The organism is bacterium, assembly GCA_030247525.1.
In the GTDB taxonomy this organism is placed as follows: domain Bacteria; phylum Electryoneota; class JAOADG01; order JAOADG01; family JAOADG01; genus JAOTSC01.
On the sequence record JAOTSC010000077.1, the window covers coordinates 1 to 15,825 of the forward strand.

Sequence of the window (15,825 nt, forward strand, 5' to 3'; positions counted from 1 at the left end):
CTGCCATATGCAATGAGGAACCGATGAATTTTCTTGTTTGGATTGAAACAAAAAACGCAAAACCATTAACCGTCTCCCTCGCTACGTTGAGCGAGGCACACCGCCTCGCCGGAAATGACTCGGTAACAGCTGTTACCTTCGACGCCGGATGTGCTACCGATTGCGCGAAGTATGGCGCTGACAATGTTATCGTTATCAAGAACGACACCCTCGCCACGTACTCGACCGAAGGCTATACTGCAGCGCTACAACAAGCAATGGCAACGGCGGACATTGGAACGCTCTTCTTAGCAGCAACACCGGCTGGACGCGATATCGCACCCCGTTTAGCGATGGTAACCGAAGCGGCCCTCATGATTGATGTAACGGCTATTACAGCCGATGGCGATAAACTTGTTTCGACTCATCCCGTCTTCGCCGGAAAAGCGATTCAAACGCTCTCGACAACAGCGGCAAAGAAAATCGTCTCGCTCCGTCCGAAAGCATTTTTGCCAATCGAAGCGCCACGAGCTGGCACGGTGACTGAACTTTCCGTTACAATCCCAGCGATTCGTGCGAAAGTAATCGAGACGAAAGTCGCGTCGTCGGCACGTCCATTAGTTACCGAAGCCGATGTTATCGTTGCCGGTGGTCGTGGCCTTAAGAGCGCTGAAGGTTTTGCCATGATCGAAGAATTGGCGGATACGTTGGGTGCGGCTGTGGGAGCATCCCGCGCGGTCGTGGATGCCGGTTGGCGTCCCCACGAAGAGCAAGTCGGTCAGACGGGTAAAACCGTTTCTCCCTCGCTCTATTTTGCGATTGCGATTAGCGGCGCCGTACAACACCTCGCCGGAATGAATAGCTCGAAAACCATTGTCGCGATCAATCCCGATGCCCAAGCGCCGATCTGGAAAGCCGCGGACTATGGCATCATCGGCGACGCATTCGATATCGTCCCAAAATTGACGACAGCACTCAAGAAGTAAAAATGTTGGCGTGGTTGTTTCCACGCCATTTTACTTATAGACGGAGTGAACGATGAAGTACACATTCTGTATGTTATTTTTTTGTTTTCTGTTTGTAGGGTGTTCAGATGATTCAACGAATAATCCAGTAGATAACTCTGGAGAAGTTCGAGGCAACCTGATTCCGTTAAGTATTTATAACTATTGGGTTTATCGTTACGAATCCTATCGGGGTGGTGTATTAGTACAATCTCGACTGGATACTTTGCGGTTCGACTCGACTGTAACAGTACAGAATAATACATGGTTTGGCGCAAAAGATCGTAAATTTGCCGATCACTTTTACCAAAATCGAGACACAGGTTTTTGGGAATATGATGGTTCAGGTACATCGATTTGGTTCAAGTACCCTGTAGAAACTGGGCAAACATGGATGTCATACTCAGGAACAATTCGCTGCGAATTACATAATGAATATTTACAAGTACCAGCGGGAACATTTTCCGGTTGTGTCAGATACCGACAATCTGATGTGTATGCGTATTCGATTCATAAAATCAAACCTGGGGTTGGTATCCTTTACCAAGAACAAGCCGATTCTGCAACGGGAGTATGTATTAAATCGGTTTATCGTTTATCCGATTATCATGTGATCCCTTAAAATTAATAAATTGTGGTTATCAAATGGCAGATGAAAAAGTAACTTGTATCGTGGTCGGAGCAGGACCTGCTGGTTCAGCGGCTGCGCTCACGCTTGCCCGTGCCGGGATCGAAGTGCTCTTGCTCGAACGGGGTGAGACGGCTGGTTCGAAGAATCTCTTCGGTGGCGTACTCTATACTACGATTCTTGACACGCTCGTTCCCGAATGGCTGGAAGAAGCGCCCCTCGAACGCTACGTCACCCGGAAGCGGTTTTCGCTGATGGCGAAGGACGCCGAAATAGCAGTCGACTTCAAGACGAAACGCTACGAGCAGCATCCGAAGCGCAATTTTTCCTTTGTTGCCTTGCGGGCAAAATTCGACAATTGGTTTGCTAGCAAAGCCGAGGAAGCCGGTGCCATGCTCGCGACCGGGGTAATGGTAAAAGAACTAATTATCGACAATGGTCGAGTGATTGGTGTCCGAACCGAGCCGGGCAATGAAGAATTTTTCGCCGATGTTGTCATTTCTGCCGAAGGTGTTCACAGCTACTTGACGTTGCAAGCCGGATTACGCACGGAAGAATTTGATCCCGACCACATGGTGACAGCAGCAAAGGAAGTCATCAAACTCGATCCTTCCGTTATCGAAGACCGGTTCCAATTGGAAGGCAATGAAGGTGTCGCCGCCGCATACTTTGGCGAGGGGCTCTTCGGGATGTTCGGCGCTGGATTTGTCTACACCAACAAAGATTCGCTCTCGATTGGTACTGGGGTTACCATTGGCGAAATGATGCGTCACAAGAAGAGTCCCAATGATGTTCTGGAGCATTTCAAACAACACCCGGCAATCCGTCCCTTGATAAAAGGGGGTGAAGCAGTCGAATATTCCGCGCACATGATTCCGGAGTATGGCTATGATCATCTGCCCGGTTGCTTCATGGACGGCTTTTTAGTCACCGGCGATGCAGCAGGCTTGGTCAACAGCAGTCATCATCAGGAGGGAACGAACCTCGCGATGGCTTCGGGAGTATTTGCCGCCGAGACCGTAATCGAAGCGGTGAAGCGAAATGATTTTACATCGCTGACATTACGTATGTATCGCGATAAACTGGAAAATAGCTTTGTCCTCAAAGACTTAAAGAAATATCGTCACATGACCAATTTCTTTAATACGAACCCACATTTCCTCCGCGATTACCCGGAACTTGCCGCGGAACTTTTGGGCGATTACTTTGCATTGTCCGACACTCCCAAAGCCGACGTCGAAAAGGATGTCTTCAAGAAATTGCGACGTCGGGTACCGTGGATGACGATGATGATGGATGCGTGGAAAGTCCGTAAGGCGATGTTTTAGGGGGTATAGAGATGGGCTTATTGAAAACGATAGAAGAGAAACTCGGTCTGCTCAAATATGATCACGACCGGGCATCTCACATCGCCGTCGATCAAGAGAAATTTAAAACCGATGCGATGCAGGCAATCCTGTATGTTTGCCCGGCGCAGGTGTATGTGAAGAAGGAAGACGACGGCAGTTGTGTCGTAAATTTTGAGAATTGTGTCGAGTGCGGTACTTGCCGGATAGCGGCGCCCGGTCACGTGAAGTGGTTTTATCCCACTGGTGGCAAGGGCGTCATCTACCGCGAAGGATGATTCCGAATGTAGCTCAGACAATCCTGTCTGAGAAAAGCTGGAGTTTAAGTACTTCTGCCTAACGGACAAAACATAATCTCTTCGACTGTCTTCTCAATTTGTCGAACGCTGAAACAAAAAACGGACAGTCACGCACTACTTGTTTACGGTAAATCAATTTTTTTTCACTGGATTGAAATTGCGGCATTCGAAACCGACATTTCTCCTTCTTCTGATTGTTGTTTGTGTATTAGCCCAAACAACACTTTCTAACGCTCTCGAACCGATTCCAACAGTTATTAATTCCATCGATTCTTTGTACCGGTACGGTGAAATCGACGCTGCCGAACAACTTGCAGTTAGTGCGCTAAATCGGAAAGATGTTTCCTCTGAGGAACGCTTTCGATTGGAAATGTTGCTCGCCTACGCCTATGTCGCCAAGAATGACCGGGATGGCGCAAAGCAAGCGTTTCTACGAGCATTGACCTTAAAACCGGATTATCAACTCGATCCTGACGCTATCTCTCCGAAAATTTTTGAGATTTTTAGCGAAGCCCGCCATGTAATCCAATCGCAAACCACCACCTCGAAAGAAGACCTCCTTCGGTTGCGAAAATATGAAACACGCTGGCGTGGCACACCTTCCGGTTTACTATTTCCAGCCTGGGGGTTAGCTCGTCAGGAGAAGATCGCCCACGCTTGGATTTTTGGCTCGTTGGAAATCGCCGCAATCGGTGCAGCGACCTATGCAACAATTTCTACAGCCAATGCAAAAGACGACTACCAGAAAGCTCGTACCAATAACAACCCAGTCGAAAAATGGAACGATTACAAAGATTGGTACCGGAAACAGGGGTATCTCTGGGGTTCGGTCGGTCTTATCCATTTACTTGGTGTCAGTGATGTGTTGTTTGGCAAAGTACCAATCGAAAACACAGTAACCATTTCCTCACCGGACGGTTCCCCGACGGTCTCTTTCCAAGTGAACATTCTGCAATTCATGCATTGAAACTGCAATCTTTGCACACCTCACAATTGAAGCGATTATTATAAGTAATTGTAAAATAAGTAATAACTGTTTTCTGGGTAGTCGGAATCAGTTGGCACGGATCTTGTTATCTATTAGGACAGCTACTTGATCTGCAACTTTGACAGTTTCTCCCAAGCTTACTTAGATTTGCCTTCTGTGTGGGAAAAGATTGTCGGGGCACGGTTCACTTGCACAGCTTACGATGGTTCAACATCCCGACGCGCACGGAACAAGCCCGCTTCATCGCGGGCTTGTTTCGTTATACACCTTCATCACTCAGATTTTAACCACTTTCATGAGTACGGTTGACATTATTCCCACTCATTGAGTTAACGTTAAGATGAGTACGTGTGGAACTCGTGTCCACCCAACGACGACGAGATTCATCATAGCCTACGTCTACTCTTCGTGAATCTGGTAACTCGATTCAATCTCACACGCTTTACTAAGCATCGCACTCACCGAACAATACTTCGTGTGACTTAAATGCATTGCTTTTTCTACAGCGGCGGGATCGATTCCTTTTCCGGTGAAGTGATATACCAATCGGATTTTTGTAAACACCTTCGGGTGTTGATCGGCGCGGTCGGCATCGACATCGATCCAGTACTTTACAATCGGCTGCTTCATTTTTTGCAAAATGGAGATGATGTCCATGCCGCTGCACCCGGCGAGGGCGTGTAGTATTAGCTCGACTGGTCGGATTCCATGGAGGGGTTCGTTGGAATCGAGTCGTGATGCCAGTGGTAGTCCGTGACCGGTTTCAGCTTGTGAGTAAAACTGCAGACCATCAACCCACTTCATTTGAATCTTCATTGAATTTTCCTTTCTCAAGGTGGTTGTGTTGAGTTTGTCGGTGATTCTACCGATACTATAAAAGATAGCTAACAATGTTACGTAAAAAGCAAAGAAAAGTGCGGCATAGCACGCAAGAAATACATTGAATGTGCACAAAATGCGCACAATTCTACCACCTGAATTTTACAACGATTGAAATTGTAAAGAGTTGTAATCTGGTGTGATTTTTGCACAGTGATTGGTTAAGAGTTCTTCAACAAACTTTGATAGGAGGATCCGAACATGAGGAATGACTTCAAACCACAATTGGACGAAGGCACCGATTCCGTCCGCCAAGCTGGTTTCCTCTTGGCTTTTGTAGGTGCAATCCTACTTGTTTCCATTCTTGTTATATCAACGATGCAATTGCGCGGAACAACCCAGCAACGACCGGAAATCTCCTCGGTTCGTTAATCCGTACGATGTATCTTTGATATTGATAGCGCAGAAAGTCTGCGTGTGATGCGATGAAATCGATTTTAGTGAATGATGATGATAATGAACCATGGGATTGGGGATATAACTCCTCTGGAATTCCTTCGCCGAAACTCAACTAACGGTTATTCGATCGTATATGCAGTAGCAATGTCTACGTTGTTGCTGGCGGCATGTCTCGCCTATTTGAAATGGCAGACTACATCCTATTACTCCTCACACCACCAAATCGCAGAAATCCAGGCCTACTACACCGCGCAAGCCGCCATCATCCAAATCCCGCTGCAGCATCTGCGGGCGTCCGATTTGCGCAACCTCCAAACTCCTGCAGTCATTGCCTTCAACGATGGAGAAATCCCTAACATGGGAAAGTATGAGAACGTCAGAATCCAAAAAGTATTCGATAAAAGATTCGACAACTGGAAGAGTGAATTCGTTTGTGCGGCTACCGGTATTGCAACATTCGCTACCGGAAACAGTCGCTTAACTGAAGTGAAGCGAAGAGTGTATTGCCGGGTAAAAGTAAACTATGGTGGGTTAAATCGAATCATGTGGATGAACGATATTGAACAAACCCGATTTGGGGAGTTTATATGGTTCTTTTCGGGAGATACAATTGAAGGCAGATTCCATTCCAATAGTGACATTGGGGTTCATAGCGGTGCTGTTTTCAGAGGATTTGTTACAACTGTCGGAAGAATTCTAACCCCGAACGGCTCAATATTTTCTGCGTATCCACCACCGGGTTATCGTGAACACTATCCCCATCAGCACTATCCCTTTCAATACATTTCAATTCGGGAATCAGCCGTAAACACTGGCATTTGGCTTGATCGAGAAGGATCAAACTACATTCACGGACTACAAATCGTTGGAAATCAAGCGAATGTTTGGAAATGGCAAACCGGATCGGATTCGCCGTATGGCGAAATTGATCGAATAACTCAAACAATTTCATGGAACCCGGATGTTCCGTTTGCGATTTTCTGTACTGGCGATTTATGGATCAAAGGGTTCGTACGGGGAAATCTTGGAATCGGAGCAGAGGGGAATCTCAGGATAATGGATAACATCGTATATGAGGACGCACAAAATTATCCATACACCGTTCCCGAAACATCGCCGAACTTTTTGACATTAGTGAGTCATGCCCATGAACCAGTGATGAGAACGGATCCGTGGACGGGAGTACTCATCGCGAATACTTGGGAGAATGGTCGAGAGGATGGAGGAAATCACTTTCCCATTGGTACCAATCAAAACCGCCGCGATATCGCTATCCATGCATTCATCATCGTTCTCAATTCGAGTTTCACGTTTCAACAACACAACGATAACGAAGGGTATGAACCTTATGTTTATAGCTGCCCTGAACACCAACAAGATTTGCGCGGTTATCTCTACTTCACAGGCGGATTGATTCAACATCGCCGAGGATATTTTCACCGTGGAAATACCGAAACTACTGGTATTCGTACTGGATTTTATCGTGTGCTTAAATATGACCGGCGGTTCAATGATGTTAACCCACCTTTCACTAACTTCCCAATGGATTCTACCGACCGGATGTTTTCTGTGATTGGTTGGTACGATGATCCGCGCGCCGCATTCCAAACCAATCGACGAAATACTTACGAATTAGGAGACCCCCCGATTCGCGAGTAATCCATTTGCAAATATGTGTGAAGATTCGTGATGCGACGAATCAATAAAATGAGATGATACGATGATGAAATCTAAAAACACCGGTAAACAAAAATGTCCCCGTTTCCTGCATGGAAAAACCACTGCCGGATACTCCCTCGTTATGGCAGTAACGATGTCGGCGTTGTTGCTTTATACCGGACTGGCGTTTCTAAAATGGCAGAATGCGAGTTTGGTAAACGGTCGACGCCGGGTCGCGGAAATGCAGGCATTCTATACTGCACAGGCGGCAGTGATTGCCCATCCGATTTCCTTCCTTCGCGGCATGCGACTTAGAGATTCCTTTTTCCCAAGCGTTTATCACTTCAATAATGGTATTATTCCGAACATGGGTAAGTATGAGGATGCGAGAATTGAGCGCAATCCATCTGGTTCTTATCCAGCAATTGTTGGGAGTAGTCGTACTGAATACTTGTGCAGTGCAGTAGGGATTGCCGAGTATCGCGATAATAATGGCAAACTCCAGTGTGTCAAACGTCGTGTAAAGATTCGTGTAAAACTAACTCAGTTTTCTGATTATCTCTACTACTCAGATTCTGAATTAACTCGAAATGGTGAGTTTCAGTATTTTGAAGGTGGGGATTTTCTTTACGGAAAAGTGCACTCAAACTCTCACATTGGTATGAGACCTGGGGCATATTTTGGTGGATTTGTTACATCTGGTGGTAGGTTGCGCGATACATTGGGGGTACATTTCGCAGCAAAACCGATTCCCGGTTATCGCGAAATGGTTCTTCGTGCAAAAATGCCAAGAATCGCTTGGTCGCTTCGACAAGCGGCTGCCGCTGGAGGAACTTGGCTCGATACTCGTAATAGGGAAGAGACCTATGGTTTACGCTTTCGCGGTTCCGCGGCCGATGTCTGGATTTGGCGTACCGGAACAACTTCCCCCTTTATGGTAGAACCACCTGTTAGTACAATTACACTCCCCTCAGTTCAAAACTACCCAATCTTTTGTGATGGTGATCTTTGGATACAAGGAAACATTACTGGGAGAGTAGGCATAGGCGCTGAAGGAAGCATTCGACTTATGGACAATCTAGTCTTGACAGATGCAATGACTTGGCCATACATCATATCGCCGAGTTCATCAAACAACATAACTGTCATAAGTGAGGCTCAACATGGCCAAACAAGATTCGATCCGCTTACTGGAATTCTCATCGCGAATACCTATGCGAATGGTCGCGGTGACGGCGGGAACCATTTTAGTGTAAGCGTTGGATCACAAAATCGTCGAGATATTGCATTGCATGGTAGCTACATATCCTTAAACTCAAGTGTAACATTCCAACAACAGAATAGTGATGAAGGCGATGAATCGTATGTGTATCAATGTCCTGATCACGGTACCGATGAGCGCGGTATTATTTATTTGCATGGATCCCTAACTCAACGTCGAGCCGAATCATTTCATACGAATAATTCGCAGACCACTCAAATTTCCACCGGTTATCGTTTACTTTTTCGTTATGATCGTCGATATTCTTGGAATCCACCTCCATTTACAGATTTGTTTCCAGAATCAGGTGACAACAACCTTTCAATTGGTCTATGGGAAGACGATGCCCCCCGCGCCTTGCAACAAGGCTACACCTACGAATGGAGCGACCCTCCCCCCGAATAGAATACTCCATTTTGTCGAGTACGGGCGAACCTTGTGTTCGCCCTTGTCTTGTCTTTGTGAGGAAACCGCCGTCCTGCGGCTATTGAAAGTTTGCTGTATTCAATGGCATTTGTACTGTCTCTTCATCATAGCAGCCTCTGCATTTGACGATAGTTAGCTTCGTCATTCCTCTTCGAGAGTCCTTCGGACGTTTTTATGTTCCGTCCTTTGCAACGACAAAAATCGTCATCTTTTTACCATCATATAGGTTGTGTAGCGACCCGGTTGGAGCCAATAGAGCCATCGCCCAAACCGGGTACAAACTTTAATGAGAATCAGGTAGCAAAGCGAATAACCGGCACTTAGCAGCTCCCGTTGATACTGTTGCACTGTCCCTCCCAAGTGGCGCACTCCTTGCGCTACTCCACTGGTGATATCATCGACGGCAACAAATTCCAATCCTGCCTGTGATGCCGCTTTACAATACTGCTCATCAGAAAAGAAGACTGGACTGGCGAAGATTTTCTCAAGAAACCTTTTGTAAAATGACCCGCGATAGTTGTCACGCAAAACTACATCTGCAATCGCCAGTCGTCCCCCCGGCTTCAGGACGCGGGCAACTTCCCGAAGAAATTGACTCTTGTTCGGGTAGTGAAATGCGCTCTCAATCGAGTAGATGGCATCGATTGTAGCATCGCAAAGCGGGAGTTGTTGCACGTTTGCCTGTAAGAAGGAGGCACAACCATCAACCCGATGTTTCAACTGCTCATCCAGTAACTCGATTCCGATTACTCGACATCCATACTCAGCTGCCACTTGCTGTGCGGGTCCTCCCCTCCCACTGCCGCATTCAACAACAATCTCACCCGGTTTCAAATTGAGCTTTGAGACTACTTTGTTCACTAAGGCACGTTGAGTTGAATTGACGTTTAATGGCGCTTCTGTTTCCGAATTGCAGTACCCAAGATTGGCATACCCGTTGCTGTGAGTAACGATACGGATCAAGTCGCTCATACGTGTGTAGTAAGTAGAGAGTGGTTCACTCATGACCGTAACCACCAAAGAAAGAGGACTGCCATACTGAGAGAGTACAGGGCACTCGCGATGGCGAGATGAGGAAACTGGAACCGTTGCGCCTCAAGTGCTCGAAAGACGAGCACAAAACTTTGCCAAAGAAGTGGGAATGCAACAAGCATTGATTTCGCTTCAGGTTCGAGCGATAGTACTGGGAGACCACCTAAAAGTGTTGTAAGACTCAAAGTGAGAAAAGCAATTAGAAACCAACCGACAAAGTTACCAGTCGGAATGTTGTACCAGCTCGCTCCCAATTTTCGATTCAGCCAAACCGGATTTTGCAACTCCTCTGACCAACTCCAATTTCCTGCCGCAACATTGATTGGGTCGATTATCAGGTCGTACAATACGCAAAGGAGCGCTGCAAAGAGTGGCACGAACCACATTGAATGGAAGGGTGAGAACGATAGGAGGGTCGCAACGATCGTAGCGGTAAAGAATGAGCAATAGAGAATAATCAGCCAAGCAAAGACCACGCCTACTGGCACCCCGAGTGGTAAAACGGGGCCGATGCGGTCGCGATACCGGTACTTACCAACCAAATTCGACCATCGCATCGCTGCCGCTTCCGAAAAGTAAGGAATGAGGAGAAAGATTGGAAGATTGATAAGAACTTGTTGAAGAGTCGCAAATGCAATAACATGAGGGATCGTGGCTAATGCCATTGCCACGAGTAACAATCCAGAAATCGTATGACCGGAGATTTTGCTCTGTCGATGAAGATATTCTTCTATAGTGAGTAACAAAGCGAGTAGTACTGTTCCAATCGATGAAACCGTATACAGCTCTTCAGAAGTAAAACTGATCAGATTACTCATTTGTAAATTTTTTGAAGTTGGGAATGTGTCGTTCAAACCTGTTTGCATGTATCTATCGACTGGAACAATCATTCTGCTCTGTCGAAATCTTCAAAAAGGTACGCCAAACTTACTTGGAATAAAAGATGGAAGGAAACAATCTCCAAATACGCAAAAGTACAGCGGAATCGTCGAATACCGCGATGGCAATGGAAGTACCCAGACAGTTAAACGACGGTATGAGTTCGGGTTCGTTTCAAAGCGTACTTAACGATTCCGATTCGGAACTCGATCCCTCAGGAAACCTCAACTACTTAGAAACTGGCGATACGACCTATGGTTAAGTGAACTCCAACTCAAACATTGACTTTCGACCGGGAGCGGTTTTCTATGGTTATGTTACGACCGCAGGGAGATTGTTGAATACGGCAGGAGCACTATTCCATGCCCAGCCTCCAACTACGGGCAGGCGTGGCAATCCGCTCCTACCCAATACCCATAACCCATCCCCCAAAACCTTTCAACTTACACCCTTCTCCTTACATCCTTCACCTTCACCCCTTATCCCCCTTTGTACACCCGAATCCCTTCTTATATTACTGGAAACAAACACAGGAAAAACGAATGCCCCCTTATGTATATGAAATGTACCGGTTGGTCAAGTATTTCGGCCAAAACAAGGTATTGGATAATATCAACCTCGCGTTCTATGCTGGCGCAAAAATTGGTGTCGTCGGCGATAACGGTTCCGGGAAATCGACCCTGCTTCGCATTATGGCGGGTCAGGATGACAATTTCCAAGGGCACGCTTCTCCCCTGAAAGGCGTGCGGGTAGGTTATGTTCCGCAAGAACCACAACTCGACACCACCAAAACTGTCCGCGAACTCATCGAAGAATCGTTCTCGTCAACTCGAAAAATTCTCGATGAATACAATGCCATTACTGAAAAAATGGGTGAGATGGGTCCTGACGAAATGGAGAAGGCGCTCGACAAAATGGCGACTTTGCAGGATCAAATCGAAGCAGTCGACGGTTGGAATCTCGATACTCAGATAGAGAAAGCCGCTGATGCGTTGTTTCTCCCCGATTTCGATCAGAAAGTCGAAACGCTTTCTGGTGGCGAACGTCGGCGGGTTGCGCTCTGCAAAGCATTACTTGACAAACCCGATTTATTATTACTTGATGAACCAACCAACCACTTGGATGCGGAAACGGTTGCATGGTTGGAAAAACAACTGAGGGAATATGAAGGTACGGTAATTCTAATTACTCACGATCGTTACTTCCTCGATAATGTCACAGCATGGATCCTTGAACTTGAGAATACGAAAGGTATCCCTTGGGAAGGGAATTACACCAGTTGGCTCGATCAAAAAGTTGCATTACTCGACGCCGAAGGAAAACCATCTGCGAAACTTGCAATCCTGAAACGTGAACAGGCGTGGCTCAAGCTTTCGGCAACCGACCGCAGCAAGTGGAACATGAACCACGTCTTGGAATATGAAAAACGTGAACAGGAGGCGTTTGAGTTTCGCGACAGCAACAATGAAATCCAGATTGCTCCCGGTCCCCACTTGGGCAATGTTGTGTTAGAGTTAAAAGGGGTTTCCAAATCGTTTGGTAATCGGAAATTGATCGATACTTTCGATTTACATTTGCCGCGTGGCGCGGTTGTCGGCGTGATTGGTCCCAACGGCGTCGGAAAAACCACACTGTTCAAAATGATTACCGGACAGGAGCAACCCGATGCCGGCACACTGCGGCTCGGCGAAACCGTTTCATTGGCGTATGTCGATCAACACCGCGACGACTTGAATAACACAAATACCGTGTTTCAGGAAATCGCCGGCGGTCACGATCAATTGGAATTTGGGAATCAATTGGTCAATGCCCGCACCTACGTCGGCAAGTTTGGCTTCAAGGGTTCCACGCAACAGAAGGAAGTAGGCAAGCTTTCCGGCGGCGAACGAAATCGTTTACATCTGGCGAAACTCTTGCGTCGCGGGGGAAATTTTCTCTTATTGGACGAACCAACCAACGATTTGGATATCGCAACCCTTCGGATGTTGGAAAATGCGATTGTGGAGTTCAACGGATGTGCAATGGTGATTAGTCACGACCGTTACTTTCTCGACCGGATTTGCACCCATATATTGGCATTTGAAGGGAATGCATCGATTCGCTGGTTTGAAGGGAACTTTGCAGCGTATGAAGCGGTGCGGCGGAAAGAGGTAGGAGCGGTGTATGATCGACCTCGCCGTAGTCTCTATCGTTCCCTCACATAACAGAACACATTTTTTCATTCAGTTTGTCGGAGATTCGTGACCGACATCGAAGGGTAAAGGAGGGCTCCAATGCCCACCCGAGTTATTTTACATTGTAATAACCAATCTACGAACTTAATGTTCGCCTGAGAGAAAACGTTCGGAAGTATCAAGTAGGGGAATCTATTGTGAAACATTTGTTACGATATATCATAGTAATCGGCATTCTTTCTTCATTTGCCTCATCTATCTTTGCACTGCCGACTATCGAGTTAGCGATGCTACAAGACCCATCCACGTTAGCAATCGGGATTACGTTGCCGCAAACCCGGTTGTTAAAATTCGGTCAGAAAATTGGCAATACCGGGTTTCGCCGCTTCGATGTAAAAGTATCGGCAGACATTCTTCACCCGTTCGATTATCATCCGCAAGGACATGCCAATGCCGCTCTTGCCTTTGGTATGAATTGGGGAGCCTCGATGCCAAATCCCGGAAAGTTGTTCCAAGGTACTTATATCGGAACGTGGTATGTCGAAGAGGGTGTTGAGAGCGATCTCGATACGAATAAGAAGTATCGGGCACAAAACTATACAACGAGTCTCGGTTACGATCAACAAATTCCCTATACCGATTTCGCTCGTGTAGCGCATAAATCTGCGATGCCAATGGTAATTGGTGCGGCGGTATCAAGTGTCCGCAACATTTATCCGATTGACACATCATCGATCCGCGCCGATGCGCACGCTGATTGGTCGGTGCCTCTACTGTTAGGTACTTCGTGGCTAACGAACGGACAAGCGCATTGGTCAAAGGATGTAAAACCTTATGGATATGTCGAATCGGGAGCCACTTACCCGTTACCGATGCAACAACTGAACATTCCTTTCGTCGGGTTTCAGCCGGTTCTGTTTGCCCGTTTTGTTGCTGGTCGCCGTCCACCGGACTATGAACTAATCAATAGTTGGGAGTATGGGCTCACCTCAACAGTGACGATTGGTGGAAAGTAACAATCGAAAACACGTGATTGCATGTTGAGCAAACGCAACGCATCAAACATGACTTGGTTGACAGTCGCCGATGGTTCACGCCTTTGCGAGTTGTTACATCCATTGTGCACTTCCGGTTTGCCGATGCGTTGCAGCATCGCTGTCGCAGAACTTCAGCCCAAGCAAGCGAATGCATTGCATCGGTTGCGGGAATCGACTGAGATATTTTACATCTTATCGGGAACCGGAACTATCCGAATCGATGACGAACTACAACCCGTAGTATCTGGCGACGCGGTTGTTGTTCCTCCCGGCGCATGGCAATGTTTGGAAAATAATGGAACCGAATTGTTACGCTTCCTTTGTATATGCGATCCTGCATGGCACGCCGACGATGAAGAGGTCGAACAACCCCACCCAAAATCGGGAGTATTCGAATAGCCATGCAAGCGAGATCCTCATTCTACCATACTGCTTTGCGTTGGCTGCGTGAATTTTTTGCCTCGCATCGTCAGTGGTTGAACGAATTCCTTCGACAACTTTACCGCTCCGGTCTAATCATTATTCTCGTTTTGATGTTTGTGCTGATTGTCGCTGGTGCGTTGCTGGTGTTGGCGGCAGAGAACTACTCGTCAAGTTCACAGATTAAATCGATAACTCAGGCGATTTGGTGGGCAATCGTAACAATGACGACTACCGGGTATGGTGATTTAGTCCCATTTACCTTATCTGGCAGAGGTGCGGCGATTTTATTGATGTTTGGTGGAATCACGCTGGTAGCTTTATTCTCAGCGACGATTTCATCGGTGTTTGTAGTTATGCGTTTACGGGAGGGGAGGGGATTGCAAAAAATTCACTGGACCGAACACATCGTGGTATGCGGATGGAATAGTATCGCGATTAGTTTACTGGAAGGACTGAAGCGATTTTCCGAATCCAAACCGCGGATAGTGCTGATTAATATGTTGAGCGGCGACGAAATGCAAAATGTCGCTGAACGCTTCCGTGACTTAAAATTGGAATTTGTTCATGGGGATTCGACGCAGGAAGAGACGTTGAAGCGTGGGAATCTTTCATCAGCTCAGACGGTGATTCTTTTGTCGGATAACGGTATTAGCGGCGACGACCGCCAAATCTTTGTCGCATTAGCTGCACGATCCTTGAATAAAAACGCGAAGCTGTATGCTCAGGTAACTGATGAGAAAAATATATACCATCTCAAACGGGCTGGCGTCGACGAGGTCGTATGGGTTGCCCCCTATGCCGGATTTTTATTGGCAACCCATGCCGTTGCACCCGGTATTCCAAAGGTGTTCGATGAGTTGCTTAGTCCGCAGCAAAACATCTCATTCATCAAAGTGCCGATAGCGAAAGAATGGTACGAGCGCACCTATGGCGAATTTGCCAATGAGTATCGCAAGAGTACCGGCGGACAGATTATTGGTCTGTTACAGGAAACCTCATTGCTTTCGGTCGGCGACATTCTCTCCCATGATATCTCGTCAATTGACGAGTTTATCCGTCGCAAGTTTAACGAAGCGGGGATGACGGGATCGGAACTCGAACGGGAACAAGTCCGAATGAATCCGCCCGACGAAACGAAACTCAAGAAACGTGACATCGCAGTAGCTTTGCCTCCTTATCAAAAACGGAAGGAGGAAGGATGATTACGATTGACCGGAGTTTCCTTAAGCGCTTTGCGTTGTTTGAGAATTTCGAGAATCAGGATTTCGATTCGATATTAGGGATGATGATTGAGCGCACCTATGAGCGCGGCAAAACCATCATCGTAGAGAATGAAATCGGTTCCGAGGTGTTTCTCCTGTTGGATGGTGAGATTGAGATCTTACAACGGATGACACTTGACAACAATACCC

Annotated in this window: 17 protein-coding genes; 14 read left to right on the plus strand and 3 right to left on the minus strand. The window is 46.9% G+C overall.

The window, feature by feature from the left end; all coding sequences use genetic code 11:
- Positions 1–23: 23 nt before the first annotated feature.
- The 5 genes from OEM52_08385 (at position 24) to OEM52_08405 (ending at position 4,223) form a co-directional block, all read left to right on the plus strand.
- The gene (locus OEM52_08385; GenBank protein MDK9700146.1) at positions 24–965 is read left to right on the plus strand and encodes an electron transfer flavoprotein subunit alpha/FixB family protein; all 942 of its coding nucleotides are present in this window, start codon (positions 24–26) and stop codon (positions 963–965) included.
- Positions 966–1,017: 52 nt separating this feature from the next.
- Positions 1,018–1,605 (plus strand): hypothetical protein, encoded by a 588-nt coding sequence (locus tag OEM52_08390; protein MDK9700147.1) that lies wholly within the window; start codon positions 1,018–1,020, stop codon positions 1,603–1,605.
- Positions 1,606–1,628: 23 nt separating this feature from the next.
- On the plus strand, positions 1,629–2,939 hold the full coding sequence (locus OEM52_08395; protein ID MDK9700148.1) for an FAD-dependent oxidoreductase: 1,311 nt from the start codon (positions 1,629–1,631) through the stop codon (positions 2,937–2,939).
- 11 nt (positions 2,940–2,950) lie between these two features.
- Positions 2,951–3,235 carry a 4Fe-4S dicluster domain-containing protein gene (locus OEM52_08400; protein MDK9700149.1) on the plus strand — a complete coding sequence of 95 codons (285 nt, stop codon included), beginning with the start codon at positions 2,951–2,953 and terminating at the stop codon, positions 3,233–3,235.
- Between the two features lie 178 nt (positions 3,236–3,413).
- Positions 3,414–4,223 carry a hypothetical protein gene (locus tag OEM52_08405; protein ID MDK9700150.1) on the plus strand — a complete coding sequence of 270 codons (810 nt, stop codon included), beginning with the start codon at positions 3,414–3,416 and terminating at the stop codon, positions 4,221–4,223.
- 420 nt (positions 4,224–4,643) lie between these two features.
- On the opposite strand, the gene OEM52_08410 is transcribed toward OEM52_08405, so the two are convergent.
- Positions 4,644–5,060: an OsmC family protein gene (locus tag OEM52_08410; GenBank protein ID MDK9700151.1), complete on the minus strand. Its 417-nt coding sequence runs from the start codon at positions 5,058–5,060 to the stop codon at positions 4,644–4,646.
- 264 nt (positions 5,061–5,324) lie between these two features.
- On the opposite strand from OEM52_08410, the gene OEM52_08415 reads away from it, so the two are divergent.
- The 3 genes from OEM52_08415 (at position 5,325) to OEM52_08425 (ending at position 8,847) form a co-directional block, all read left to right on the plus strand.
- A complete protein-coding gene (locus OEM52_08415) occupies positions 5,325–5,495 on the plus strand; it encodes a hypothetical protein (GenBank protein MDK9700152.1) in 171 nt (56 codons plus the stop codon).
- A gap of 171 nt (positions 5,496–5,666) precedes the next feature.
- On the plus strand, positions 5,667–7,181 hold the full coding sequence (locus tag OEM52_08420) for a DUF4900 domain-containing protein (protein ID MDK9700153.1): 1,515 nt from the start codon (positions 5,667–5,669) through the stop codon (positions 7,179–7,181).
- 61 nt (positions 7,182–7,242) lie between these two features.
- Positions 7,243–8,847 carry a DUF4900 domain-containing protein gene (locus OEM52_08425; GenBank protein ID MDK9700154.1) on the plus strand — a complete coding sequence of 535 codons (1,605 nt, stop codon included), beginning with the start codon at positions 7,243–7,245 and terminating at the stop codon, positions 8,845–8,847.
- A gap of 225 nt (positions 8,848–9,072) precedes the next feature.
- Here OEM52_08425 and OEM52_08430 read toward each other — a convergent pair whose 3' ends face one another.
- Both OEM52_08430 and OEM52_08435 read right to left on the minus strand, forming a co-directional pair.
- Positions 9,073–9,873 carry a methyltransferase domain-containing protein gene (locus OEM52_08430; protein ID MDK9700155.1) on the minus strand — a complete coding sequence of 267 codons (801 nt, stop codon included), beginning with the start codon at positions 9,871–9,873 and terminating at the stop codon, positions 9,073–9,075.
- Positions 9,870–10,718 (minus strand): carotenoid biosynthesis protein, encoded by an 849-nt coding sequence (locus OEM52_08435; protein MDK9700156.1) that lies wholly within the window; start codon positions 10,716–10,718, stop codon positions 9,870–9,872. The genes OEM52_08430 and OEM52_08435 overlap by 4 nt, the downstream gene beginning before the upstream one ends.
- A gap of 125 nt (positions 10,719–10,843) precedes the next feature.
- Here OEM52_08435 and OEM52_08440 point away from each other — a divergent pair, with 125 nt between their 5' ends.
- The 6 genes from OEM52_08440 to OEM52_08465 all read left to right on the plus strand — a co-directional run.
- Complete coding sequence (locus OEM52_08440) at positions 10,844–11,041, plus strand: hypothetical protein (GenBank protein ID MDK9700157.1); 198 nt, start codon at positions 10,844–10,846, stop codon at positions 11,039–11,041.
- A gap of 280 nt (positions 11,042–11,321) precedes the next feature.
- On the plus strand, positions 11,322–12,983 hold the full coding sequence (gene ettA / locus OEM52_08445) for an energy-dependent translational throttle protein EttA (protein ID MDK9700158.1): 1,662 nt from the start codon (positions 11,322–11,324) through the stop codon (positions 12,981–12,983).
- Positions 12,984–13,150: 167 nt separating this feature from the next.
- Positions 13,151–13,969, plus strand: coding sequence for a hypothetical protein (locus tag OEM52_08450; GenBank protein MDK9700159.1), 819 nt, complete (start codon positions 13,151–13,153; stop codon positions 13,967–13,969).
- A 21-nt stretch (positions 13,970–13,990) separates the two neighbouring features.
- Positions 13,991–14,389: a cupin domain-containing protein gene (locus OEM52_08455; protein ID MDK9700160.1), complete on the plus strand. Its 399-nt coding sequence runs from the start codon at positions 13,991–13,993 to the stop codon at positions 14,387–14,389.
- 2 nt (positions 14,390–14,391) lie between these two features.
- Positions 14,392–15,615: an NAD-binding protein gene (locus OEM52_08460; protein MDK9700161.1), complete on the plus strand. Its 1,224-nt coding sequence runs from the start codon at positions 14,392–14,394 to the stop codon at positions 15,613–15,615.
- On the plus strand, positions 15,612–15,825 hold a 214-nt coding region (locus OEM52_08465; GenBank protein ID MDK9700162.1), incomplete at its 3' end, for a cyclic nucleotide-binding domain-containing protein. The genes OEM52_08460 and OEM52_08465, both read left to right, overlap by 4 nt.

Bases quoted from the DNA above. Each gene is read 5' to 3' on its own strand.
- OEM52_08435 (MDK9700156.1), bottom strand. From the start codon at position 10,718: ATGAGTAATCTGATCAGTTTTACTTCTGAAGAGCTGTATACGGTTTCA.
- OEM52_08390 (MDK9700147.1), top strand. From the start codon at position 1,018: ATGAAGTACACATTCTGTATGTTATTTTTTTGTTTTCTGTTTGTAGGG.
- ettA (MDK9700158.1), top strand. From the start codon at position 11,322: ATGCCCCCTTATGTATATGAAATGTACCGGTTGGTCAAGTATTTCGGC.
- OEM52_08440 (MDK9700157.1), top strand. From the start codon at position 10,844: ATGGAAGGAAACAATCTCCAAATACGCAAAAGTACAGCGGAATCGTCG.
- OEM52_08425 (MDK9700154.1), top strand. From the start codon at position 7,243: ATGATGAAATCTAAAAACACCGGTAAACAAAAATGTCCCCGTTTCCTG.
- OEM52_08385 (MDK9700146.1), top strand. From the start codon at position 24: ATGAATTTTCTTGTTTGGATTGAAACAAAAAACGCAAAACCATTAACC.
- OEM52_08460 (MDK9700161.1), top strand. From the start codon at position 14,392: ATGCAAGCGAGATCCTCATTCTACCATACTGCTTTGCGTTGGCTGCGT.
- OEM52_08415 (MDK9700152.1), top strand. From the start codon at position 5,325: ATGAGGAATGACTTCAAACCACAATTGGACGAAGGCACCGATTCCGTC.
- OEM52_08420 (MDK9700153.1), top strand. From the start codon at position 5,667: ATGTCTACGTTGTTGCTGGCGGCATGTCTCGCCTATTTGAAATGGCAG.
- OEM52_08400 (MDK9700149.1), top strand. From the start codon at position 2,951: ATGGGCTTATTGAAAACGATAGAAGAGAAACTCGGTCTGCTCAAATAT.
- OEM52_08430 (MDK9700155.1), bottom strand. From the start codon at position 9,873: ATGAGTGAACCACTCTCTACTTACTACACACGTATGAGCGACTTGATC.
- OEM52_08395 (MDK9700148.1), top strand. From the start codon at position 1,629: ATGGCAGATGAAAAAGTAACTTGTATCGTGGTCGGAGCAGGACCTGCT.
- OEM52_08410 (MDK9700151.1), bottom strand. From the start codon at position 5,060: ATGAAGATTCAAATGAAGTGGGTTGATGGTCTGCAGTTTTACTCACAA.
- OEM52_08455 (MDK9700160.1), top strand. From the start codon at position 13,991: ATGTTGAGCAAACGCAACGCATCAAACATGACTTGGTTGACAGTCGCC.